This is a genomic window from Streptomyces sp. NPDC033180 (genome assembly GCF_055577645.1).
Genome location: NZ_JBVIPU010000005.1, coordinates 156,766 through 180,992 on the forward strand (window position 1 = coordinate 156,766; position 24,227 = coordinate 180,992).

General features: G+C 71.5%; 18 protein-coding genes. 10 read left to right on the forward strand and 8 right to left on the reverse strand.

The annotated features are described in order from the left end of the window. A partial coding sequence (locus ACZ5WE_RS17245; RefSeq protein WP_469157295.1) for a DEAD/DEAH box helicase occupies positions 1–1,657 on the reverse strand: 1,657 nt, incomplete at its 3' end. Between the two features lie 463 nt (positions 1,658–2,120). Between ACZ5WE_RS17245 and ACZ5WE_RS17250 the strand changes: the two genes are divergently transcribed. Beyond that, complete coding sequence (locus ACZ5WE_RS17250; RefSeq protein ID WP_467688814.1) at positions 2,121–2,858, forward strand: ferritin-like fold-containing protein; 738 nt, start codon at positions 2,121–2,123, stop codon at positions 2,856–2,858. Positions 2,859–3,068: 210 nt separating this feature from the next. On the opposite strand, the gene ACZ5WE_RS17255 is transcribed toward ACZ5WE_RS17250, so the two are convergent. From ACZ5WE_RS17255 to ACZ5WE_RS17270, 4 genes are all read right to left on the reverse strand, one after another. Continuing rightward, positions 3,069–3,341 carry a hypothetical protein gene (locus tag ACZ5WE_RS17255; protein ID WP_467688816.1) on the reverse strand — a complete coding sequence of 91 codons (273 nt, stop codon included), beginning with the start codon at positions 3,339–3,341 and terminating at the stop codon, positions 3,069–3,071. A gap of 220 nt (positions 3,342–3,561) precedes the next feature. Further along, positions 3,562–3,789 carry a DUF3107 domain-containing protein gene (locus ACZ5WE_RS17260; protein ID WP_055565193.1) on the reverse strand — a complete coding sequence of 76 codons (228 nt, stop codon included), beginning with the start codon at positions 3,787–3,789 and terminating at the stop codon, positions 3,562–3,564. A gap of 163 nt (positions 3,790–3,952) precedes the next feature. Then, entirely contained in the window at positions 3,953–4,594 is a 642-nt protein-coding gene (locus ACZ5WE_RS17265; protein ID WP_467689203.1) for a TetR/AcrR family transcriptional regulator, read from the reverse strand. 144 nt (positions 4,595–4,738) lie between these two features. After that, the gene (locus tag ACZ5WE_RS17270; RefSeq protein ID WP_467688818.1) at positions 4,739–4,954 is read right to left on the reverse strand and encodes a hypothetical protein; all 216 of its coding nucleotides are present in this window, start codon (positions 4,952–4,954) and stop codon (positions 4,739–4,741) included. Positions 4,955–5,159: 205 nt separating this feature from the next. Between ACZ5WE_RS17270 and ACZ5WE_RS17275 the strand changes: the two genes are divergently transcribed. The 7 genes from ACZ5WE_RS17275 to moeZ all read left to right on the forward strand — a co-directional run bounded on the left by ACZ5WE_RS17275 (position 5,160) and on the right by moeZ (position 13,864). After that, a complete protein-coding gene (locus ACZ5WE_RS17275; RefSeq protein WP_467688819.1) occupies positions 5,160–6,149 on the forward strand; it encodes an alpha/beta fold hydrolase in 990 nt (329 codons plus the stop codon). 8 nt (positions 6,150–6,157) lie between these two features. After that, positions 6,158–7,567, forward strand: a complete 1,410-nt coding sequence (locus tag ACZ5WE_RS17280; RefSeq protein WP_467688821.1) for a DUF3152 domain-containing protein — start codon at positions 6,158–6,160, stop codon at positions 7,565–7,567. A 233-nt stretch (positions 7,568–7,800) separates the two neighbouring features. Next, on the forward strand, positions 7,801–9,537 hold the full coding sequence (locus ACZ5WE_RS17285) for a DUF3492 domain-containing protein (RefSeq protein ID WP_467688823.1): 1,737 nt from the start codon (positions 7,801–7,803) through the stop codon (positions 9,535–9,537). Beyond that, positions 9,534–10,754 (forward strand): hypothetical protein, encoded by a 1,221-nt coding sequence (locus ACZ5WE_RS17290; protein ID WP_467688825.1) that lies wholly within the window; start codon positions 9,534–9,536, stop codon positions 10,752–10,754. The genes ACZ5WE_RS17285 and ACZ5WE_RS17290 overlap by 4 nt, the downstream gene beginning before the upstream one ends. 177 nt (positions 10,755–10,931) lie before the next feature. Continuing rightward, on the forward strand, positions 10,932–11,885 hold the full coding sequence (locus ACZ5WE_RS17295; RefSeq protein ID WP_344520507.1) for an NAD-dependent epimerase/dehydratase family protein: 954 nt from the start codon (positions 10,932–10,934) through the stop codon (positions 11,883–11,885). Next, entirely contained in the window at positions 11,873–12,622 is a 750-nt protein-coding gene (locus ACZ5WE_RS17300; RefSeq protein ID WP_467688827.1) for a spherulation-specific family 4 protein, read from the forward strand. Before ACZ5WE_RS17295 ends, ACZ5WE_RS17300 begins: the two co-directional genes overlap by 13 nt. 63 nt (positions 12,623–12,685) lie before the next feature. Next, on the forward strand, positions 12,686–13,864 hold the full coding sequence (gene moeZ, locus ACZ5WE_RS17305; protein ID WP_453637914.1) for an adenylyltransferase/sulfurtransferase MoeZ: 1,179 nt from the start codon (positions 12,686–12,688) through the stop codon (positions 13,862–13,864). 65 nt (positions 13,865–13,929) lie between these two features. On the opposite strand, the gene ACZ5WE_RS17310 is transcribed toward moeZ, so the two are convergent. The 3 genes from ACZ5WE_RS17310 to ACZ5WE_RS17320 form a co-directional block, all read right to left on the reverse strand. Next, on the reverse strand, positions 13,930–15,495 hold the full coding sequence (locus ACZ5WE_RS17310) for an alpha/beta hydrolase (protein WP_467688829.1): 1,566 nt from the start codon (positions 15,493–15,495) through the stop codon (positions 13,930–13,932). A gap of 118 nt (positions 15,496–15,613) precedes the next feature. Further along, entirely contained in the window at positions 15,614–17,158 is a 1,545-nt protein-coding gene (locus ACZ5WE_RS17315) for an alpha/beta hydrolase (RefSeq protein WP_467688831.1), read from the reverse strand. A gap of 93 nt (positions 17,159–17,251) precedes the next feature. Continuing rightward, positions 17,252–20,119, reverse strand: a complete 2,868-nt coding sequence (locus ACZ5WE_RS17320; RefSeq protein ID WP_467688832.1) for a lysylphosphatidylglycerol synthase transmembrane domain-containing protein — start codon at positions 20,117–20,119, stop codon at positions 17,252–17,254. Positions 20,120–20,280: 161 nt separating this feature from the next. Here ACZ5WE_RS17320 and ACZ5WE_RS17325 point away from each other — a divergent pair, with 161 nt between their 5' ends. Both ACZ5WE_RS17325 and ACZ5WE_RS17330 read left to right on the forward strand, forming a co-directional pair. After that, positions 20,281–20,700 carry an MGMT family protein gene (locus ACZ5WE_RS17325; protein ID WP_467688834.1) on the forward strand — a complete coding sequence of 140 codons (420 nt, stop codon included), beginning with the start codon at positions 20,281–20,283 and terminating at the stop codon, positions 20,698–20,700. A 167-nt stretch (positions 20,701–20,867) separates the two neighbouring features. Further along, a complete protein-coding gene (locus ACZ5WE_RS17330; RefSeq protein ID WP_467688835.1) occupies positions 20,868–24,206 on the forward strand; it encodes an ATP-dependent helicase in 3,339 nt (1,112 codons plus the stop codon). Positions 24,207–24,227: the final 21 nt, after the last annotated feature.

Genomic DNA, 24,227 nt, shown 5'->3' on the forward strand with positions numbered 1-24,227 from the left:
CTTCCGCGGCCTTGCGGGTGCGGCGGCGGGGCTTGGCGGCCGGGGCTTCGGCCTCGGTCTCGGCGGCCTCTGCCACCTCCACCGCGGGCTCCGCTGCCTTACGGGTGCGACGGCGCGGCTTCGCGGCCGGGGCCTCGGTCACGGTCTCGGTCGTCTCCACGGCCTCGACCGTGTCGACCACGGCCTGAGCACCGGCGGCCTCCCCACCGCTCCGCGTCCGGCGACGGCGACGCGGCGCGCGCGGCTCCGTCAGCTCGGCCTCGGGAGCGGCTACCACCTCAGCCGCCATGGCGGCGGCCACCGCCGGAGTCTCCAGCGGCGTACCCGAACGGGTCCGGCGGCGGCGACGCGGCGTACGCGCCTCACGCGGCTCGCGCTCCGGCTCGGAAGCGCGGCCACGGTCACGGCCGCCGTCCCGGCCGCCGTCCCGGCCGCGATCGCGACCTCGCGAGCCACCCTTGCCGCCGGTCTCGCCGAGGTCCTCGACCTCCTCGGCGCGCAGCCCGGCACGGGTCCGCTCGCCGCGCGGCAGGACACCCTTCGTGCCCACCGGGATGCTCAGCTCCTCATACAGGTGAGGAGAGCTCGAGTACGTCTCGACCGGGTCGCTGAGGCCGAGGTTCAGCGCCTTGTTGATCAGCTGCCAGCGCGGGATGTCGTCCCAGTCGACCAGCGTGATCGCGATGCCCTTGGCGCCCGCGCGGCCGGTGCGGCCGATGCGGTGCAGGTACGTCTTCTCGTCCTCGGGGGACTGGTAGTTGATGACGTGCGTGACGCCACCGACGTCGATGCCGCGCGCGGCGACGTCCGTGCAGACGAGCACGTCCACCTTGCCGTTGCGGAACGCGCGCAGCGCCTGCTCGCGGGCACCCTGACCGAGGTCACCGTGCACGGCGCCCGAGGCGAAGCCACGCTTCTCGAGCTGCTCGGCGATGTCGGCGGCGGTCCGCTTCGTACGGCAGAAGATCATCGCGAGTCCGCGGCCGTCGGCCTGCAGAATGCGCGAGACCATCTCGGGCTTGTCCATGTTGTGTGCGCGGTACACGTGCTGCTTCGTGTTCGCGACGGTCTGGCCCTCGTCGTCCGGCGCGGTGGCGCGGATGTGCGTGGGCTGCGACATGTACCGACGGGCCAGGCCGATGACCGCACCCGGCATGGTCGCCGAGAACAGCATCGTCTGACGCTTCGCCGGAAGCATGTTGATGATCCGCTCGACGTCGGGCAGGAAGCCCAGGTCGAGCATCTCGTCGGCCTCGTCGAGGACCAGGCACTTGATGTGCTTGAGGTTGAGCTTCTTCTGGCCCGCGAGGTCGAGCAGACGACCGGGTGTGCCGACGACGATGTCGATGCCCTTCTTGAGGGCCTCGACCTGCGGCTCGTAGGCCCGGCCGCCGTATATGGCGAGGACGCGTACGTTCCGCGCCTTGCCGGCGGTCAGGAGGTCGTTCGTGACCTGCTGGCAGAGCTCACGCGTGGGGACGACGATGAGCGCCTGCGGGGCGTCGGTCAGCTGCTCGGGATTGGCCCGGCCCGCCTCGACGTCCGCGGGGACGGTGACGCGCTCCAGGAGCGGGAGTCCGAAGCCGAGCGTCTTGCCGGTGCCGGTCTTGGCCTGGCCGATGACGTCGGAACCGGAGAGCGCCACGGGCAGCGTCATCTCTTGGATGGGAAAAGGGCTGATGATGCCGACGGCCTCAAGGGCCTCGGCCGTCTCGGGAAGAATTCCGAGATCGCGGAAAGTCGTAGTCAGGGCATTGCCTCTTCTGTGAGACGCGGCGCGAGGCGAACGCTGGGGGTCGTGACCGTGCCACTACCGCCGGCTGCTTGGGGGGCGGGGCCGGGGGCGCGGGACCACTGCCTGCGCTCGAGCGCTCGTACCGCTGAGGTTCCCTCCTCGTGCCGTCCGCACTGTGCGGGCCGCCTGGAGGGCTGTCGGGTCGGAGCCGATCGGGCCTCCGACCGGGCATCCTCATTCGTACGGCCCGACGAATATTCGGCAGGCGCATTACCACTGTACCCCGGAATCTCGCAGCCGTGTCTGGCGAATTGGTCACGTCACTGTCGTCACAGTCACTGACCAGGCCCTTACACGTTGCTGCGCGCGGGCTATTGTGCGGTTTATGGACACGCCTGACACCGCCGCTGACACACCTGCCGAACCCACGGGAATCGCTGCCCAGGACTGGACGACCGCTGCCGCAGACCCGAACTACCGCGCCGCGGTCGTGGACCTCCTCGGAGCGCTTGCCTACGGAGAGCTCGCGGCGTTCGAGCGGCTCGCGGAGGACGCCAAGCTGGCGCCGACGCTCGGCGACAAGGCGGAGCTGGCGAAGATGGCGTCGGCCGAGTTCCATCACTTCGAGCAGTTGCGGGACCGGCTCTCGGCGATCGGCGCGGACGCCACCGAGGCGATGGAGCCCTTCGTGGCCGCGCTCGACGGCTTCCACCGGCAGACGGCGCCGTCCGACTGGCTCGAGGGCCTGGTCAAGGCGTACGTGGGCGACTCGATCGCCAGTGACTTCTACCGCGAGGTCGCGGCGCGGCTCGACGGCGACACCCGTCGTCTCGTCCTCGGCGTGCTCGATGACACGGGGCACGCGAGCTTCGCGGTGGAGAAGGTGCGGGCCGCGATCGACGCGGATCCGCGTGTGGGTGGGCGGCTCGCGCTGTGGGCGCGGCGGCTTATGGGCGAGGCGCTTTCGCAGTCGCAGCGGGTGGTTGCTGATCGGGATGCCTTGTCGACCATGCTGGTCGGGGGCGTCGCCGACGGGTTCGACCTCGCCGAGGTCGGGCGGATGTTCTCCCGGATCACGGAGGCGCACACCAAGCGGATGGCTGCGCTTGGCCTGGCGGCGTAGTCGCTGGGGCTCCGGGGGCGGGTTTCGTCTGCGGGGGCGTTGTGGTTGCTCGCGCCGTTCCCCGCGCCCCTTGGGGTGGGTCCGCCGGTCTACCCCTGCGGGCGCGTTGTCGTTGCTCGCGCCGTTCCCCGCGCTCCTGGCGGGGCGCTTCCCCGCGCTCCTGGCCGGGCGCTTCCCCGCGCTCCTGACGGGGCGCCGAGCCCCCGCCCCCTACGCCGTCGCCGAGCGACGGCGTAGTTGGCCCCTGCTGGGGCGGATCAGGAGTGAGAGCAGGGCTGCTGCCATGGCCACCGCGCCGATGATGGTGCCGGGTGCGTGGCCAGCGCCCAGGGCCATGTGCGTGACGAAGGCGCCGATGACAGCTCCCGCGGCGCCGGTCGACAGGACCAGGCTGCGTGCGGGGAGCCGGTGGGACAGTCGGTGGGCCGTGGCCCATGCCAGGGCGAAACCGAGCAGTGCGGAGCCGAGTGCTTCCAGAATCACAGGGTGTTCCCTCCCTCGCGGCCAGGTGCAAAACGGTCGTAGCCGGTCTTACCCCTGGTGGCCGGAATGCAATCCTCCAGAGCCTCCCTGCGCGGGGGCGCGTCAGGCGGCACGCCTCTGCGGCACGCCTCACGCGGCCCGCGTCAACACACGAGTACGGCCCGGTGGTTGTCACCACCGGGCCGTACTCGTTGTTCATCCTGTGTGCGGCGCCCCTGAACTACAGGGCGCTGAAGCCCACCTTGCGTGCGGTCGGCTCGCCGAGCTCGACGTACGCGAGGCGGTCGGCCGGAACCAGGACCTTGCGGCCGTGGTCGTCCACGAGGCTCAGCAGCGGCGACTTGCCGGTCAGCGCCTCGGACACCGCGTGCTCGACTTCCTCGGCACTCTGGCCGCTCTCCAGCACGATCTCGCGGGGCGCGTACTGCACGCCGATCTTGACCTCCACGGCTTTGTCCCTCCGACGGTCAGTGATGTGCGCGGCCTGCCGCGCCGTACTCAGCACACATTAGCCCGGTGAGGCGACCCGCATGTCTCCGCCGCTGCACGCCAGTAGCGAACAGAGATCGGGAACAGAACACGGGACGGCGAAGCCCGGCTCCCGGTCGGCCTCAGTGGCCCTCCACGCCGTGCAGCGGGAAGCCGGCGATGCCGCGCCAGGCCAGCGAGGTGAGCAGCTCCACCGCCTTGTCGCGCGGGACCGTGCTGCCGCTGGCGAGCCAGTAACGGGCGACCACCTGGGAGTAGCCCCCGAGGCCCACCGCGAGCAGCATCGCCTCGTCACGGGGCAGGCCCGTGTCCTCGGCGATGACCTCGCAGATCGCTTCCGCGCACTGGAGCGTGACCCGGTCCACGCGCTCGCGGACCGCTGCCTCGTTCGTCAGGTCGGACTCGAAGACGAGACGGAAGGCACCGCCCTCGTCCTCCACGTACGCGAAGTACGCGTCCATCGTGGCCGCGACCCGCAGCTTGTTGTCCGAGGTGGAGGCAAGTGCCGTACGGACGGACTGCAGCAGTGATTCGCAGTGCTGGTCGAGCAGAGCGAGGTACAGGTCGAGCTTTCCGGGGAAGTGCTGGTAGAGCACCGGCTTGCTGACTCCGGCCCGCTCGGCGATGTCGTCCATCGCGGCCGCGTGGTAACCCTGCGCGACGAAGACCTCTTGTGCCGCGCCCAGCAACTGATTGCGTCGGGCACGACGCGGCAGGCGTGTGCCCCGCGGGCGCGCTGCCTCTGTCTGCTCGATGGCTGTCACGCCGCCTCCCATGATCGTGAATGTGCGGTGTGCGCCGCGCGGCCATCGTACTTTTCGGTAACCGTGATGTGCGCGGTACGAGCGGAGAATTTCACGGACTGGATGCCCGTGAAAGCCGTGCGTAGCAGGGCAAACACGGGCAGCTCAGCGATAGTCGTCCTCGTCGAGGCTGACGACCCGGGCCTGTTCGGCCAGGTCGGCCTCGTTGGCCGCGTCCGTGTCCGCGTCCTGCAAGGAGTCGTCCTCGCGCGGTGCGAGATCGGTCTGCTGCTCCGCGGTATCGGCCTCGGGCGCTTCGGTGCTGTGGTCGGCGTTTTCCTCGACCTCGAAGGTCTCGGGGTCGGACGGGTCGACGGTCATCGTGGCTCTCTTCCCTGGAGGACTAGTGGTGCGAGTGCCCTGTTCGCCCTCTTCTATGAGTCGCCCTCTTCTATGAGCGTAGGAGACTGCCGAACCCGGCGCTACGCGATCTCCGGCTGATCCCGGGCGGTCTCCGGGCGACATCGGCCGGATCTGTGACGGCGAACACATGAGCCACCGTGTGATCGTCTCGTAACATTGCCGCATGTCCTCGACCGAGCTGCCGAACGTGATCGCCGCCACCGTCGCCCCCAAGCCGGGCGTCGTGGCGGTCGCGGCGGGCGAGCGGCTCGACCCGGTCAGCCTTCCCGGGCTCACGCTCTCGGTGCGGTCCAGGCCGTCGGTCCGTGAGGGTCTGCCGGCCGCGTTGTACGTGCACGGGCTCGGTGGGTCCTCGCAGAACTGGTCGGCTCTGATGCCGTTGCTCGAGGACGTCGTCGACTGTGCGGCGATCGACCTCCCGGGATTCGGCGACTCGCCACCGCCGGACGACGGCGACTATTCGATCACCGGGCACGCGCGCGCTGTCATCCGTTATCTGGACGCGTGCGAGCACGGGCCCGTGCATCTGATCGCGAACTCGCTCGGCGGCGCCGTCACCACCCGCGTCGCCGCCGTCCGCCCCGACTTGGTCCGCACCCTCACGCTGATCTCGCCCGCGCTCCCGGAGCTGCGGGTACAGCGCACGGCGGTGCCGACCGCCCTCCTCGCGGTGCCCGGAGTCGCGGCTCTGTTCACCAGGCTCACCAAGGACTGGACGGCCGAGCAGCGGGTCAGCGGTGTCATGGCGCTCTGCTACGGAGACCCGGGGCGGGTCTCGCCCGAGGGGTACAGCGCGGCCGTGCGGGAGATGGAGCGCAGGCTCGGCCTTCCGTACATGTGGGACGCGATGACCCGCTCGGCGCGCGGCATCGTGAACGCGTACACACTGGGCGGGCAGCACGGCCTGTGGCGGCAGGCGGAGCGGGTGCTGGCGCCGACGCTGCTCGTCTACGGCGGCAAGGACCTCCTCGTCTCGTACCGCATGGCACGCAAGGCCGCCGCCGCGTTCCGTGACTCACGGCTGCTCACTCTTCCGGACGCGGGGCATGTGGCGATGATGGAGTATCCCGATACGGTGGCCACGGCATTCCGCGAACTCCTCGCGGACACGGGCGAGTTGCATGCATCCGGTCATTCGGGCGCGGGGAGCTGAGGCGGCGAGTGGGACGTCATAGCCGCCGGGGTTCGGTCGACCTCGCAGACAACACGGGCAACACGAATACCGACGACATACCGTCACCGCAGGGCGCGCGCCCGCCGGGTCCCGGCACGGGGCGCCGCAGGCGTGCCCCGGGGGACGACGGCACGCCCGCGCACGGAATCCCGCAGGCCACGCCCGCGCACGGCACGCCCCAGGCCACCCCGCCGCAGGGCACGCCGCACGTCCGTGGCGGCCATCCCGAGCAGCGTGAGCCGGGCGGGGCGTGGGGATCGGGGCCGGGGATGGGCGCCGCCTACGGGACGCCGGGAGCGCGACCCGCGCCACCCCGTATGCCGGGGCCGCGCCGCGAGTACGTGGACGCGTTCAGCGGCGAGTTCGCCGACGATGACCTCTTCGGGGGCGGCGCGAGCCGTCCCTCTCCCATGTCGGCCGGCGCCCCGCCCCGCGACCCGTACGCCTCCGTCACCGACTGGGACCGCTCGGTCGACGAGGCCGACGAGAACGCTGAAGCGCGGGGAGAGCTCTGGGCCGACACGGTCGACGGAGCTGACGCCGGGGCCGGCGACCCCGGAGGCATCGCGCTCGACGAAGACGGGGACGGCAAGGGAGGCGGCAAGGGCCGCACCTTCACCGGGATCGCGGCCGCCGCGGTCACCACCGTTCTCGCGGTCGTCGTGGCCGGCCAGATGACCGACGGGCCAGAGGATTCTGCTCCCCGGACGCAGGCCGCCAAGGGTCAGGGCGAACGAGCGGCGGGCGAGGACGCGTCCCGCTCCGACGACCGCCCCACGCCTCCCGAGTCCGCCCCGGCGACGTACGAGACGAAGATGGCCAAGAAGTACCCGCTCGATGCCAAGCTCACGGCGTCCGGGGACTTCGACGCGATGGCCGGGTTCGACAAGGCGCCGGGCAAGGGGCAGTTGTTCCGCTACCGCGTCGATGTCGAGAAGGGGATGGGTCTGGACGGCGAGCTGTTCGCGTCCGCCGTGCAGAAGACCCTGAACGACGACCGGAGCTGGGCGCACGGCGGAGGCCGGACCTTCGAGCGGATCTCTTCGGGGAGACCCGACTTCGTCATCACGCTCGCCAGCCCGGGGACGACCGGGAAGTGGTGTGCGAAGTCCGGGCTCGACACGCTGGAGCAGAACGTCTCCTGCGACTCCGCGGCCACGGACCGCGTCATGATCAACGCCTATCGGTGGGCACAGGGCGCCAAGACCTACGGCGACCGCATCCATCCGTACCGGCAGATGCTGATCAACCACGAGGTCGGTCACCGGCTCGGCTTCAATCACACCGACTGCACGAAGGACGGCGAGCTCGCGCCCGTCATGCAGCAGCAGACGAAGTTCCTCGACCACGACGGAATCAAGTGCAAGGCCAACCCCTGGGCTTTCCCCAAGAGTTGAGCCCACGCCGTCGAAAGCTGGCCGCAGCCTGACGCTCCGTAGCTGAAGAGCGCTTTCCGAGCCTCATAGCGCGACAGAACGCTACCGGCGCGGGAAAGTTACTGCCGTTCACCCCTTTTGGTGGCGTGATGGACAACCGTCCATCACGCCACCGGCTTGTCCGCATACGTTCGTCCCGCTGTGAGCCGCCGGTCCAACGGCGGCTCTCCACATGGGAGATCGGGGGTGTACGCGTGCGCATCGGACTGCTTACGGAGGGTGGCTATCCGTATGTGAGCGGTGAGGCCAGGCTCTGGTGCGACCGGCTCGTGCGCGGGCTCGGGCAGCACGAATTCGACATCTACGCCCTCAGCCGCAGCGAGCGGCAGGAGGCGCGGGGCTGGATCGAGCTGCCGCCCCAGGTGAACCGCGTACGGACGGCGCCCCTGTGGACGGTCGACGACGGCGTCGCCTTCGGAGCCGGGTACGGACGGCGGGCGCGGCGGCGCTTCGCGGAGTGCTTCGGCGAACTCGCCGCCGCGGTGTGCGACTCCCCAGTGGCGGGCGCCGCGGGGGCGCCCTCCGCCTCCGACGCGTTGGCGGACCGTTTCGGCAGTGCGCTCTACGGCCTCGCCGAACTCGCCAGGGACCAGGGCGGCCTCGTCGGCGCGCTGCGCTCCGAAGCCGCCGTGCGCGCCCTGGAGAGCGCGTGCCGCGCGCCGGGCGCACTCCGCGCCGCGCGCACCGCACGCGTGCCCGACCTGCTCGCCGTGGCAAGCCTCCTGGAGCGCGCCCTGCGCCCGCTCTCCCTCGACTGGTACGGGGACGACGGCCTCGGCGCGGTGGACCTGTGCCACGCCACGTCCGGCGGCCCGGCGGCGCTCCCCGGTCTCCTCGCCAAGCACTTCTCCGGAGTGCCGCTCCTGGTCACCGAGTACGGCGTGCAGCTGCGGGCGCACTACCTCGCGACCGGCGACGACGCGCTGAGCGCGCCGGCGCGGGCGCTGCTCACCTCCTTCCACGGCAGGCTCGCCGCCGAGGTGTACGGCCAGGCCACGATCATCACCCCCGGCAACACGCACGCCCGCCGCTGGCAGGAGCGGTGCGGAGCCGAGCGGGCGAAGCTGCGCACGGTCTACCCCGGCATGGAGGCGTCCCGCTTCGCGGAGGTCGGCGAGCGGGAGGACCCGGGGGACCCCGACACCCTCCTCTGGGTCGGGCGCATCGAACCGGCCAAGGACCTGATCTCCCTGCTCCACGCCTTCGCGGAGGTCCGCAAGGAGGAGTCCAAGGCCCGGCTGCGGATCGTCGGGGCGCCCGCGGAGGGCCCCGAGGCGGCCGCGTACCTCGCCCACTGCAAGGCGCTCGCCGCGCAGCTTTTTCCCGACGAGGCCCAGGGCGCGCACGCCGTCGGCGACAACCCCGTGTCCTTCGAGGAGATCGGAGCGCCCGAGGTGCCCGAGCTCGCGGACGCGTACGCCGCGGGGAGCGTCGTCGTCCTGTCGAGCGTTGTCGAAGGGTTCCCGATCAGCCTGGTCGAGGCGATGTTCTGCGGGTGCGCCACGGTCTCCACGGATGTCGGCGCGGTCGTCGAGGTCATCGGCGGCACCGGGCTCGTGGTGCCGCCGCGCAATCCGCGGGCGCTCGCCGAGGCGTGCGTGGCGCTGCTGCGCGACGCCGGGCGGCGCGAACGGCTCGGGGCGGCGGCGCGCGCGCGGGCGCTCGAACTGTTCACCGTGGAGCAGAACACCGAGGCCTTCCGCGGCATTTACCTGGAGATCGTCTCGCACTGCCCGGTGCGCAGGGAGGCGGTCGACGACGCGGGCGAGCCCGTGCCCTTCGGTCATCCGGCGGAGGCGTACGTGCCGGGGCGGTGGGCGGTCGCCGCGGGTGGCGCGGGCGTCGGCGATGCGGACGCGGGCCCGGGCGGCGCTCCGAGCTGGGCCCAAGAGGCGGACAGACCGGAGCGGTTGAAGGAGGCGGGGGTATGAGCAAGGAGCAGCAGGTGGACGCGCCTCGGGCTCCGGGGAGCCCGGGCGGATGGGACGTGCGGTCGGAGGAGCTGGTGGCCGACGCGGCACTGGTGCGGGAGCCGGCGGCCTGGCGGGGCGCGGGTGTCGGCGCCGGGGAGGGTGCCAAGCCCGCGCGGCGCGGTGCCGTGGATCCCGTGAAGGCGCTGATGCACCGGCACCGGGAGCTGTGCGAGCGTGCCGTCGACCCGCTGGAGATCGCCGCGGGCCTCGAGGCGCACGGAGTGACCGACAGGACCGCCGGGCGGTTCAGGCACCGGGACGTGTTCGCGCTCGCCGAGGAGATGTACGCGCGCGTGCCGCGCGACGACGAGGAGCGCGGCGCCCCAGCGGCCCCCTTCTCGTACGGCGCCCCCGAAGTCCCCGCCGGGTGGGCGCTGTTCGCTCTGCTGCCGGGTGTGGTCTGCGCGCTCACCGCCATGGGGATCGAGCTGAGCGCGGGGCGCGCGCGGTACGCGGTGGGGCTCGGCGGAGCACTCGCAGTGGCCCTCGCGCTCCGGGTGGCTCTTCGGTACGGACCGTTGCGTTCTGCTCGCCATGTCGCGCCGGCCACGCGCGCGTGGGTGTGCCTTCTCGTCGCGTACGCCCTCTTCGGTGACGGGCTGACGCGGGCCGCCGTCTCGGGCGGGCCGGACGGCCCCTGGGCGCCGTCGACCGCTGCGGCACTGGGGCTCTCGCTCACCGTCGCGCCCGCCGTGTGGTGCGCGCGGCTGTTCACCGTGGGGGCGCGGGGGCGGCTTTCGCTCAGCCGGGGACTCGCTGAATTCACCGCCGCCGTACGGCCGTTGCTGCTGGGAGTCGTCGCGCTGTACCTGTGCGCCCTGGGCGCCCTGCTCGTGGGGGCCGGGGCTCTCTACGGCGTCCCGGCCTCTGCCGGGGCCGGGGCGCTCGGCGCACTGCTGCTGCTTTCCCGGCTGCTCTCCTCGTACGGGTTCACGCGCGCGCCCCTGCTGATGCTGGGGGCCGCGGGCGCGGTGGAGGCGGCCTCACTCGCCTCCGTGTTCGCGGGGCGGCTGCCCGGATGCGCGTGGCTCGCGGCGCCGGTGGAGGCGGCGGTCCGGGCCTGGGGGCCCGGTGTCGTTCCGGTCGTCGCGTGCGGCGCCGCCGCGGGCGTGCTGTTGCTCCATTCCCTGCGGGTGCTCAGCCAGGCCTCCGCGCACGGCGACGGGGCGCCCTGAGGATGCGCGCCGCCAGAACTTCCTTGCCCCATTCGAAATCTTCCTGGCCCCATTCGAAAACTTTCTCTCCCGCGGGGCCGACACCGCGGGCCTTACCCCGTGATTTACGGCAACCCCTGAAGGAGAACGCCAGATGAGCACCCTCAGCATCCGAGAATCCGACCCGGGAGCCGCCCGATGAGGGTGCTGCTGATCGGAGCCAACGGATACCTCGGCCGGTTCGTCGCCGACCGGCTGCTCGCCGACCCGGCGGTGCAGCTCACCGCGCTCGGCCGCGGCGACGACTCGGACGTACGGTTCGACCTCGCGAGCGGCAGCCCCGGCGCGCTCACCCGCTTCCTGGATGCCGTGCACCCGGGCGTCGTCATCAACTGCGCGGGCGCCACCCGTGGCGGCGCCCGCGAGCTGACCCGGCACAACACCGTCGCCGTCGCCACGATCTGCGAGGCCCTGCGCCGCAGCGGATGCGGGGCGCGGCTCGTGCAGCTGGGGTGCGGCGCCGAGTACGGGCCGAGCCAGCCGGGGTCCTCCACCGCGGAGGACGCCGTGCCGAGGCCCGGCGGACCGTACGGCGTCAGCAAGCTCGCTGCCACCGAGCTGGTCCTCGGGTCCGGTCTCGACGCGGTCGTCCTGCGGGTGTTCTCGCCCGCCGGGCCCGGTACTCCGGCCGGATCGCCGCTCGGGCGGCTCGCCGAGGCCATGCGGCGGGCCATGCAGGCCGGTGACGGCGAGCTCAAGCTCGGGGGGCTCGGCGTGCAGCGCGACTTCATCGACGTACGCGACGTGGCCCGCGCCGTGCACGCCGCCTCGCTCTCCGCCGCCCAGGGCATCGTGAACATCGGCGCCGGTCGCGCCGTACGACTGAGGGACGCGGCGGCCGTCCTGGCGCGCGTCGCCGGGTACGGCGGAGCCCTGCACGAGCTCGACCAAGGGGCGCTGCGGCAATCCATCGGGCATCCCCGCGCCGAATCCGACCACGGGAGCCCGGCCGCCTACCCCTACCCCGACGGGTGCGGCAGCTGGCAGCAGGCCGATGTGCGCACCGCGCGCGACCGGCTCGGCTGGCGGCCCCGCATCAACCTCGAAGAATCACTCGCCGACATCTGGATGGAGGCGGCATGCCGCATCTGACAAGGACCGGCACAGGCACCGCGCACACCGACATACGTCTCGGCTTCGGCATCCCCGGGTTCGCGCACCCCCTCGTCGCGCCCGCCGAATGGTCCGAACTCACCCGCCCGGGAACCCCTTTGGACTGGGTTGTTCTGAATGTGAGCAGAGGGCCGGGGGACCGGCCCGACCCGCACTGTCTGGAGGCGGCGGGCCGGCTGCGGAACGCGGGCGTGCGTGTTCTCGGTCATCTCGACGTGACGTACGGCGCGCGCAGCTTCGGAGAGCTCGTCTCCGACGCCCATCGCTACCTCGACTGGTACCAGGTCGACGGCTTCTCGCTGGACCGCTGTCCCACGGAGCGGGCGGCGCTCCCGGAGGTGCGCAGGACGGTGACGACGCTGCGGGCGCTCTGTGACGACGCGCACATCGTCCTCGGACACGGCACCCACCCGTATCCCGGATATGCCGAATCCGCCGACCAGTTGGTGACCTTCTCCGGCCCCTGGAGCGATTATCGCTGGTCACAGGTGGCCGAGTGGACCGCCGACTACCCGCCCGAGCGCTTCTGCCACTTCGTGCACGGCATGCCGCGCGGCCATCTCGACGAGGCGCTGCGCATCGCACGCTGGCAGGGCGCGTCGACGATCTACTTCACCGACCGGGTGGACGTCGCAGGAGCGGATGACCCCTGGGAGTCCATGCCCGGGTACTGGGACGAAATCGTCTCGCGCATCGGAACGGGTGTCTCGGAATGAAGAGGGGCGTGGCAGTGTTACGGACAGAACAACCGTTTCCATATTCCGACCAACGGAGTCTCCGTGTCGCTGCCACCCCTGGTCGAGCCAGCATCTGAGCTCACCGTCGACGAGGTCCGCAGGTACTCCCGCCACCTGATCATCCCCGACGTCGGGATGGACGGGCAGAAGCGGCTGAAGAACGCCAAGGTGCTGTGTGTCGGCGCCGGCGGCCTCGGGTCACCGGCGCTGATGTACCTCGCCGCGGCGGGCGTCGGCACGCTCGGCATCGTGGAGTTCGACGAGGTCGACGAGTCGAACCTGCAGCGCCAGATCATCCACAGCCAGGCCGACATCGGCCGCTCCAAGGCGGCGTCGGCGAAGGACTCGGTCCTCGGCATCAACCCGTACGTGAACGTGATCCTCCACGAAGAGCGGCTCGAGGCCGAGAACGTGATGGACATCTTCAGCCAGTACGACCTGATCGTCGACGGCACGGACAACTTCGCCACGCGTTACCTGGTCAACGACGCCTGCGTGCTGCTCAACAAGCCGTACGTCTGGGGTTCGATCTACCGCTTCGACGGCCAGGCGTCCGTCTTCTGGAGCGAGCACGGCCCGTGCTACCGCTGCCTCTACCCGGAGCCCCCGCCCCCCGGCATGGTCCCGTCCTGCGCCGAGGGCGGCGTACTCGGCGTGCTCTGCGCGTCGATCGGCTCCATCCAGGTCACCGAGGCGATCAAGGTCCTGGCCGGCGTGGGCGACCCGCTGGTCGGCCGCCTGATGATCTACGACGCCCTGGAGATGCAGTACCGCCAGGTCAAGGTCCGCAAGGACCCGGACTGCGCGGTCTGCGGCCCGAACGCCACCGTCACCGAGCTCATCGACTACGAGGCCTTCTGCGGCGTCGTGTCGGACGAGGCCCAGGAGGCGGCGCTCGGCGCGACGATCACTCCCAAGCAGCTCAAGGAGATGATCGACGCGGACGAGAAGATCGAGATCATCGACGTGCGCGAGCAGAACGAGTACGAGATCGTCTCGATCCCCGGCGCCAAGCTGATCCCCAAGAACGAGTTCCTCATGGGCACCGCCCTGGAGAGCCTTCCGCAGGACAAGAAGATCGTCTTGCACTGCAAGACGGGTGTCCGGTCCGCGGAGGTCCTCGCCGTGCTGAAGTCCGCGGGCTTCAGCGACGCGGTGCACGTGGGCGGCGGCGTGATCGGCTGGGTCAACCAGATCGAGCCCGACAAGCCGGTCTACTAGGCCTGGCGCCTGAACGGAGAGGGGCCCGCACCGTGTGGTGCGGGCCCCTCTCGTTGGTCAACCCCTCAGTTCTCGCAGACCTTGCCGTCCTTCGGGGGCTTGCCCTCCAGCAAGTAGTCGTTCACCGTGCCGTCCACGCAGTTGCTGCCCATGCCGTACGCGCCATGGCCCTCGCCCTTCCAGGTCAGCATGGTGCCGACCCCCTTGCCGAGCTCGTCGGCCATCTTCTGCGCACCCTCGTAGGGCGTCGCCGGGTCTCCGGTGTTGCCGACCACCAGGATCGGCGCCGAGTCAGGGGCGCTGACCTCAGGGGAGTCGTGCAGCCCGGCCACCGGCCAGGAATGGCACCAGCCCGCCGTGTCCCAGCCCATGAACTCGCCGAAGACCGGCGATATCTCGCGGAACTCGCCGAGCTGTCGCTTCGCCTCCGCCGGCGTCGTCCGCGCCTTGCCGTCGCGGCAGGAGATCGAGCGCTGCGAGTGGCTCTGCGTGCTGTAACGCCCGGATTCGTCCCGCTCGTTGTAGGCGTCGGCCATCTGCAGCAGGGCCGAGCCGTCCCCCTTCTCGGCCTGCTCGAGGCCACGGGTCAGGGCGGGCCAGCTCTGCTTGCTGTACAGCGTGACCGTGATGCCGGTGAGCGCCAGGGACTGGGTGAGCTTGCGGTCGCCCGACCCGGGCAGTGGCTTGGCGTCGAGGCGCTTCAGGAGGCGCACTATCTTCTGCGAGCCCGCCTTCGGGTCCTGGCCCGAGGACTTCAGATAGTTCTCCAGGGCGCGCTGGAAGCCCCGCGCCTGGTTCTTGGCGTGGCCCACCGAGTCCGCGCTCGGGTCGACGACGGCGTCCAGAGTGAGGCGCCCCACCTTCCTGGGGAACAAGTGGGCGTACGTGCCGCCCAGTTCGGTGCCGTACGAGATGCCCATGTAGTGCAGCTTCTCGTCGCCGAGCACCTGGCGCATCACGTCCATGTCCCGGGCAGCCTCGACCGTCGATACATGGTCGAGGAGCTTGCCCGAGCCGCGCGCGCAGCCCGCGCCGAAGTCGGCCGCGTCCTTGAAGTACGCCGCTTCCTCGGCCGGAGTGTCCGGGGTGAGGTCGACGGACTCCGCGGCCTGGGTCTCCTTGTCGCTGCGGCAGCGCACACCCTCGCTGCCCGCCACCCCGCGCGGGTCGAAGCTCACCAGGTCGTACCGCCCGCGCAGCGTGTCGTACATGTCCGCGAACGACGGCAGCATGGAGACGCCGGAGCCGCCGGGTCCGCCGAAGTTGAACAGGAGCGAGCCGATGCGCTTGCCCTCGCCGGTGGACCTGGCGCGGATCAGCGCGATGTCGATCGTCTCGCCGTCCGGCTTCGCGTAGTCCAAGGGGACCTTGAGGGTCGAGCACTGCCACTCGGAGCCGGGCGCGGGGTCGCTGCCGGTCGCCTTGCAGCCGCCCCAGTCGAGCTTCTGGGTGGTGAGCGAGGCGGGCAGGGTGGAGGAGGGGTCGGGCCTTGGCGACTGCTCGGGGCCTGTCGGCGCGGGCTTCGCGTCGTCCTTGCCCTCGTCCCTGTCGGAGCCACCGCAGCCGACGGCGAGCCCCGCCACCAGAACCCCTGCGGCGGTCAGAGCTGCTGACCGTACGAAACGCGGCATGGAGCGCTTCCCCCCTCGGAAGACAGTCAAGCCATAGTAGGCGGGGCCACTGACAGTGACCTGGGCGGGCCGATCGGCGCGGGCTGCCCCGGCGGCCCGGCGGAGGTCCGCCGCCCCGCTACGAGCAGACCGTGCCCTCCTTCGGCACCGTGCCGTCCAGCAGATAGCCGTTCACCGCGTTCCGCACGCACTTGTTCTTGCTGTCGTACGCCCCGTGCCCCTGGCCCTTGTACGTCAGCTCGACGCCGACGCCCTTGCCCAGCGCGTCCGCCATCTTCTTCGCACCCTCGTACGGCGTGGCCGGGTCGCCCGTGTTGCCGATGACGACGATGGGCGGCGCCGCAGGCGCGCTGACGTCCGGGTGCTCGGCGGCGCCGTTGACCGCCCAGTCGGTGCAGCCGACCATGCCCCACGCCAGATAGTCGCCGAACAGCGGCGACGCCTCACGGAACCCGGGGAGCTTCTGCTCGACGTACTCCGGCGTGTAGCGCGCCTTGTCGTCCGCGCAGTTGATGGAGATGTTGGCTGCCTGGATGTTGCTGTACGTACCGTCCTGGTTGCGGCCGTTCATGGCGTCGGAGAGCGTCATCAGGATCTTGCCGTCGCCGTCGTACGCCTCGTCGAGGCCCTCGGTGAGGTACGGCCAGAAGTCCATGGAGTACAGCGCCTGCGCGATGCCGTTCGTGGCGGCGGTCTGCGTCAGTTTTCGCGGCGCGATGGCGGGCAGCGGCTTGGCGTCCAGGTCCTCGAGGAGCTTGGCGATCTTGTCCTTGACGTCCTTCTCGGTGTCGCCGACGGGGCAGTCCTCGACCTTCGACGTGCAGTCCTTGGCGTAGTTGTCGAGCGCGAGCTGGAAGCCCTCGGCCTGGCCGAGCGATCCCTCCTCCGCGGTCTCGGTGGGGTCGACGACCGCGTCGAACACGGCACGGCCCACCCTCTTGGGGAACAAGTGCGCGTAGACGCCGCCGAGTTCGGTGCCGTACGAGATGCCGAAGTAGTGCAGCTTGTCGTCGCCGAGCACCTGGCGCATCAGGTCCATGTCACGGGCCGCGTCGGTGGTGCCCACGTGGGGGAGCACGTCGCCGGAGTTTTCCTCACAGGCTCCGTTGAAGCCCTTCACGTTGTCGACGAGCTTCTTCTGCTCGGCGTCGTCGTCGGGCGTGGAGTCCTGCTGGAAGTAGGTGTCGAGCTGTTCGTCGTCCTCGCACTTCACGCCCGCGCTGCGGCCGACGCCGCGCGGGTCGAAGCTCACCAGGTCGTAGCGGGTGCGCAGCTTGGCGTAGTCCTCTCCGAAGGCGGGCAGCGTGGTGATGCCCGAGCCGCCGGGGCCACCGAAGTTGAAGACGAGCGATCCGATCCGCCGGTCCTTCTCGCCGCTCGCCGTGGCGCGGATCAGCGCGATGTCGAGGGTGTCCCCTTTGGGTTTGTCCCAGTCGAGGGGGGCCTTCATGGTGGCGCACTGCCACTTCGCGCCGCCGGGCAGTGGGGAGGGCGCCTCACCTCCGCCTTCGGAGGCGGCGGGCGCGGGGCAGTCCTTCCAGCTGAGCTCCTGGGCCGACAGGTCCTCTGCCTTGGAGTCCTTGGAGTCGTCACCGCCGCAGGCCGCGAGGGTCGCAGACAGCAGGACGACGGTGGCGGCGGCACGGGCCTTGAGGTTGGGCATGCTCCCCATCCTGCGGGGGGCGCAGACGGGGCGCACGGCTGGCTCGGCCTTCCGTGAACCGGGGTCCTTCTCTTAGAGAAGGCGTTCCCTTCTCTAAAGAAGGCCCTTCCTTGTCAGGTGGTTGAAGAACAACCACCCCGGAAGCACCGGCAGCCACAGCGTGAGGAGTCGGAACAGAAGCACCGCCGGAGCCGCCACGTCCTTGGGCACGCCCACCGCGACAAGACCGAGGGTGAGCGTCGCCTCGACGGCCCCGATACCGCCGGGCGTGGGCGCCGCGGAGCCGAGCGCGTTGCCGGCGAGGAAGACCACAGCGACGCTGGCCAGGGTCAGGGGCTTCATCTCCGTGGTGCTGAAGGCACGTACCGAAGCGTCGAGACAGAGCACGAACATCAGCGTCAGGAGCAGCATGCCGCCGATGCCGGTGAGCAGCTTCTGCGGGCGCTGCAGTACGTCGAGCATGCGCGGCACGACGCCCGCGAACAGCGACCGCACGCGGGTGACGACGAACTTCCGCAGGAAGGGGATCGCGGTCACCACGAGCACGAGCACCGCGACCGAGAGCAGACCGGCGATGACGGTGCGGGACGGCGACAGGGACGGCGTCTTCTCCGTGCCGGTCACGTAACCGAAGATCATCAGCAGCATGATGTGCGAGCCGAGCCCGAACAGCTGCGAAGCCCCGACGCTCGCCACCGCGAGGCCGGAGCGCACCCCGGAGCGCTGCAGGAAACGCGTGTTCAGCGCGACGCCGCCCACCGCGGCGGGCGCCACGATCTTCACGAACGACCCCGCGACCTGCGCCTGCACGGCCCGCAGGAACGGCACACGCTCCGGCACGAAGCCGAGCAGGCTCATCGCCGCCGCGAAGTAGCTCAGCGCCGAGCACGCCACGGCCACGGCGACCCAGCCCCACTCGGCCTCGCCGATGATCGTGTTGAAGTCGACGTGGGTGAGCTGGGAGAGCAGGAAGTACGCGCCGATGGCACCGGCGATGAAGCTGATCAGCGTGCGCGGCCTGATCCGTTCCAGCTGGGCGGGCTCGACGGGCGCCTGCGGCCGGATCAGCAGCACCTGGTGGCGGATCTGGGTGAGCAGATCCTCCTCGCGGGCCTGGTCGAGCGCTACGTCTATCGCCTGCTTCTCGGCCTGCTTCTCCGCGCGCACGGCCTTGCGGTCGGGGCCCTTGGCCGCCTCCGTGGGCTCCGCGACCTCTGCCGCCGCGTCGGTGTCCGCGTCCGCCGCGCGGGCCAGCTTGTCCTTGCGGGACGCCTCCAGAACCGCCTCGCGCTCGCGCTGGGACCGCTCCCTGGCCAGCTTGCGCAGGGTCCCCCGGGTGGAGCGGGTCAGGGCGATGGGCTGGAGCAGCGGCAGACAGTCGGCGACCGTGTCGGGGCCGAGCACGTCCACCGCGGTCGCGACCGCGCGCTCGGCGCCCACGCGAAGACCGAAGGCCGTCAGGAGCTGGGCGATGTCCATCCGCAGGACCAGGTCGCCCGCGGCGATCTCACCGCCCCGCAGGTCGGTCAGGATCACCGTGCCGGAACGATCCACCAGAATCGCGTCGCCCGCGAGCCTGCGGTGCGCGATCCGCCGCGACTGGAGCGCCTGCACCTGCCGCCAGGTGTCGCAGAGCAGCTCGTCGGTGATGACGTCGTCCGGCAGGGAGTCCAGGGTGCGGCCGCCCGTGTGCTCGTAGACGAGGATCACCGCGTCGGGGCCGAGCTCGGAGGTGGCGATCAGCTTGGGCGCGTTGGCCCCGGCCGCGATCGCCGCGTACGCCAGGAGGGCTTCCTGCTCCAGGGCCTGGCGCAGCGACTGCAGGCTGCGGCGCTGGGTGATGCCGCGCAGCGTGAGCCTGCGCCACACGCGGTAGAAGAAGCCCTGCGCCTGCTGTTCGCGGTCGATGACCGTGACGTCCAGGGGTGGGCCGTCCTCCAGGGTGACGAAGTAGCGGCGGCCCCGGTCGCCGTGCTCGCTGTCCGGGGACTCCTCGCGGGCCGCGCTCACCGGGCGGAAGCCGACGTGCCGCAGGCCGGCGAGGAGCGTCTGGCCCGTGGGCCTGACGTTCGGGGAGCCGACCGCGTACAGCGTGCCGTAGGCCACGCTCCAGCCGAGCAGGACCGTCAGGATGATCGAGAACGGCGTCGTGTAGCCGGTGACCAGCATGGTGAAGGCGTCGAGCAGGAGCACCACCCACAGGACCACCCGCCAGCGTGGTCTTCGGGACATTCCCACTGCTGTCATGTACGCGATGACGGGGGCGAGATAACCGTGCACGGGGTCGGTGAGCGCGTGCAGATCGCCGGGGGACGGCCGGGTCAGCGCCTCCTGGATGGAGTCCGGAGCGGCCTTGGCGACCCACAGGTCGGTGGCGAGCGTCACCCCGTGCGCGAGGACGGCCGCGAGGACGCCGTCGGCGATGCGCAGCCCGTCCCGCTTGACCAGGCGCTCGATCGCGAACGCGACGGGCACGAGCAGGACGCCGATGCTCGCGGTGAGGCCCGCGAACTTGATCAGGAGGTCGGGCGCCTGCTCCGTGCCCTTGTCGATGTCCTGGGCGAGCCCCGATGTCGTCCCGTGCGCGAACGCGGCGATGGCGAGGACGACGGCGATCCCGAGGATGCCGACGAGCAGCCGCATCAGGTCCGACGGACGGTGCACGCGCGCGGCGAGCAGCGGTTCGTCACCGGCGACGCGGTCGGTGTGCGCTTCCTCGCCGTCGGCGCAGTCGTCGGTGCAGCCGTCGGGAACGAAAGCGGCGTGGGCCTCCTGCTCGGCTGCCTCGGCTGCGGACCGCTCGTCCTCGTCCCTGCCGGACTTCTCGAACTTCTCGTGCTTCTCGTGCTTCGTCAGGGAGTGCCCACCGGTGTCCGGGTGCGCCTCGGCCGCAGGGGTGCCCGCCGTCTCATCGGGGTGCACATCCTGCTGCTCCGTCGCCTCTTCTTGATCTCGTATCACCAGTCACCGCCCGCACGATGGTGGCATGCCCCACCGACAGAGGGGGGCATCAGGGTGCAATGCGGGGGCGCAAAGTGTTCACCCAGCTCCAGTTTGTCTCGTACCGCACACTCTGTCGCGGGCCACTCACGGTGTCGGTGGGGTACGGCAGGATGGTTCGGATGAGCGAGGAGAGCGGACCGGAGCAGGGGCTCTCGGGGTACCCGGAGTACGCCGAGCGTGTCTTCGAGGTGGCGGAGCTGATCCCTCCGGGCCGGGTGATGACGTACGGGGACGTCGCGGAGTGGCTGGAGGAGGGCGGCCCGCGGCAGGTCGGCCGGGTCATGGCCCTCTACGGGGACGCCGTTCCGTGGTGGCGTGTGGTGCGCGCGGACGGCCGGCTGCTGCCGGGCCACGAGCTCCGGGCACTCGGCCACTACCGCGCGGAGGCCACACCCCTGCGTGAGGCCGGCCGCGCGTCCGAGGGGCACGTGCCGCGCCTCGACATGCGGCGGGCGCGGTGGGACGGCACGGCAGCTGTCCATGACGCGGCGGGAGGCGGCGGCGCCGACCACCCGCGGGCTCCGGAGGCTCACACCTGACAGCTTCGGCCATCCCGCGGCGTCGCGGGGGGCCGGTGGCCCGTACGGGGGAAGCCACCCGTCCCACGCGCCCGCAGGCGTAGCGTCGACAGCACGCATTTCTCTCCCCCCGCAGCCACCGCGCGGCTGTTGTTCACCACGTACACCCACCAGGACCGGCGACCCACGTGAGCTCCACTTCTTCCGCCCGGCACACCCGGCACCCGTCGCACCACCAGGTGCGCCAGGGGGCCCAGGGCGCCTATCGACTGGTGCGTACCCCGCCGGTCCGTGTGGACCCCCCTCGTCTTGACGCACGGCAGCGTGCGGTGGTTGACCATCCCGGGGGGCCGCTGCTCGTCCTGGCGGGGCCCGGCACGGGCAAGACGACGACGCTCGTGGAATCCGTCGCCGCGCGCATCGCGAAGGGCACGGAGCCGGAGCGGGTCCTGGTCCTCACCTTCAGCCGCAAGGCCGCGGTGGAGCTGCGCGACCGCATGGCGCTGCGCATAGGAGCGGCCAACGCCCCGCAGGCGACGACCTTCCACTCCTTCTGTTACGCCCTCATCCGCGCCCACCAGGACGCGGACCTGTTCGTCGAGCCCCTCCGCCTCCTGTCCGGTCCCGAGCAGGACGTGGCCGTGCGCGAGCTCCTCGCGGGCCAGATCGATCTCGCGGGCGAGGGGCGCGCGCACGTCCGCTGGCCGGACGAACTGCGCGCCTGCCTGACGACGCGGGGCTTCGCCGACGAGGTGCGCGCGGTGCTCGCCCGAAGCCGTGAACTGGGCCTCGGCCCCGATGCCCTGAACGCCTTCGCCCGCCGCGCGGGGCGCCCGGACTGGAGTGCGGCGGCGGCGTTCCTCGCGGAGTACCTGGACGTACTCGACATGCAAGGAGTGCTCGACTACGCGGAGCTCGTGCACCGCGCGGTGCTGCTCGCGAGGCGTCCCGAGGTCGCACGCGCGCTCGGCGCGCAGTACGACGCGGTGTTCGTCGACGAGTACCAGGACACGGATCCGGCGCAGGTACGGCTGCTGCACGCGCTGGCGGGCGGCGGGCGCTCCCTCGTCGCCTTCGGCGACCCGGACCAGTCGATCTACACCTTCCGGGGCGCCGACGTGAACGGCATCCTGGAGTTCCCCGACCGCTTCCCGCGCGCGGACGGCAGCACGGCGCCGGTCGAGGTCCTGACCACGTCCCGCAGATCGGGATCGGGCCTTCTCGCCGCCACGCGCCTGCTCACCCGCCGTATGCCGCTGACCAGGCTGCCCGCGGAGAAGGTACGGGCCCACCGGGAGCTGGCCGCGGTCAGGGACGGCGGCCATGTGGAGACCTACACGTACCCCACGTCCGGCGCCGAGCTCGACAACATCGCGGACATCCTGCGCCGCGCGCACCTGGAGGACGGCGTCCCCTGGGGCGAGATGGCGGTCCTGGTCCGGGCGGGAGCCCACACGATCCCCGCGGTCCGCCGCAGCCTCACCGCGGCCGGCGTCCCCCTGGACATCGACGGCGACGACATCGCCCTCCGCCACGAGCCGGCGGTCACGCCCCTGCTGACGGCGCTGCGGGCGGTGGCGACGGCGGTGGTGTCGCAGCCGTCGTCCGCGGAGCCTTCCGCTGGCCCTGAGGGGGAGGCTGCCGCCCCCGCCACCTGGCTCGACACCGAGACCGCTGTCACCCTCCTCGCATCCCCCCTCGCCGGCATGGACGCCGCTGATCTCCGGCGTCTCGGCAGGGCCCTTCGTGCGGAGGAGCGTGCCGCGGGGAACCACCTTCCGCCGCCCTCCGACGAACTCCTCGCCCGCGCGCTGGCCGAACCGGAGCGGCTCGTCGCGCACGACCCCGCGTACGCGCGCGGCGCCCAGCGGCTCGGTGCGCTGCTGTGCAAGGCCCGCGAGCGTCTCGCGGGCGGCGGCACCGCCGAGGAGGCGCTCTGGGAGCTGTGGGACGGCACACCGTGGCCACGCCGTCTGGAGCGCACCGCCCGCCGCGGCGGCGCCGCAGGGCGCAACGCGGACCGCGATCTCGACGCCGTCTGCGCCCTGTTCGCGTACGCCTCCCGCGCCGAGGAGCGCACCGGGGGGCGCGGCGCCCTCAACTTCCTGGAGGAGACCGAGGCGCAGGACATCGCCGCGGACACCCTCACGCGCAGGGCGGTGCGCCCCGACGCCGTACGCCTGATGACGGCGCACCGTTCCAAGGGCCTCGAGTGGCGGCTCGTGGTGGTCGCGGGTGTCCAGGAGGGCCTCTGGCCCGACCTGCGCCGCCGCGGCTCGCTCCTGGAGGCCGACCGCATCGGAAGCGACGGCCTCGCCGAGCCCCTCACCCCCGGAGCGCTCCTCTCCGAAGAGCGCCGGTTGTTCTACGTAGCCGCCACGCGCGCGCGTGAACGCCTCGTCGTCACCGCCGTCAAGGCGCCCGCGGACGACGGGGACCAGCCCTCCCGCTTCCTCACCGAACTCGGCGTCGAACCCAAGGACATAACGGGCCGCCCGCGTCGCCCCCTCTCCGTCTCCGCGCTCGTCGCCGAGCTGCGCTCCACCACCGTCGACCCCCGGATCTCCGAGCCGTTGCGCGAGGCGGCCGCCCACCGTCTGGCCCGGCTCGCCGCGCTGAGCGACGCGGACGGGCGCCCGCTCGTGCCGTCCGCGCACCCGTACCGCTGGTGGGGCATGTACGAGCCGACGGCGAGCGCAGTCCCTCTGAGGGACCGCGACAAGCCCGTCGTCCTCTCCGGAAGCGCCCTGGACCAGCTCGCCAACACCTGTTCCCTGCAGTGGTTCCTGGGCCGCGAGGTGAAGGCGGACGCCCCCGCGACCGCAGCCCAGGGCTTTGGCAACGTGGTGCACGTCCTGGCCGACGAGGTCGCCTCCGGCAGGACACCCGCCGACCTCGCCGTCCTCATGGAACGCCTCGACTCGGTCTGGGACGCGCTCGCCTTCGACGCCCCCTGGAAGTCGACGCAGGAGAAGGAGCACGCGCGCGTGGCGCTCGAACGCTTCCTCCAGTGGCATGTGATGGACCGCGCGACCCGCACCCCCGTCAGCAGCGAGCACGACTTCGACGTGACCCTCGAAGCGGGACCCTACGAAGTACGCGTGCGCGGCTCCATGGACCGCGTCGAACAGGACGCGCAGGGGCGTGCCTACGTAGTCGACTTCAAGACCGGCAAACAGACCCCCACCGCCGCCGAGGTGGCCCGCCACCCGCAGCTCGCCGTCTATCAACTCGCCCTTCGTGAGGGCGCGGTCGACGACGCCTTCGAAGGCGTACGTCCGGAGGCGGGCGGCGCGGAACTGGTGCAGCTGCGCCAGGGCGCCGCCAAGAAGGACGGCGGCGAAGCCCTCCCCAAGGTGCAGGCCCAGGAGCCGCTCGCCGGGGAGTGGGTGGGCGACCTCCTGGCCACCGCGGCCGGCAAGGTCCTCGACGAACGCTTCTCGCCCACCACGGGCCAGCACTGCACGCACTGCGCCTTCCGAGCCTCGTGCAGCGCCAAGCCGGAGGGCCGGCAGGTCGTGGACTGACGCCCCCCGAGGGAGCCAGTG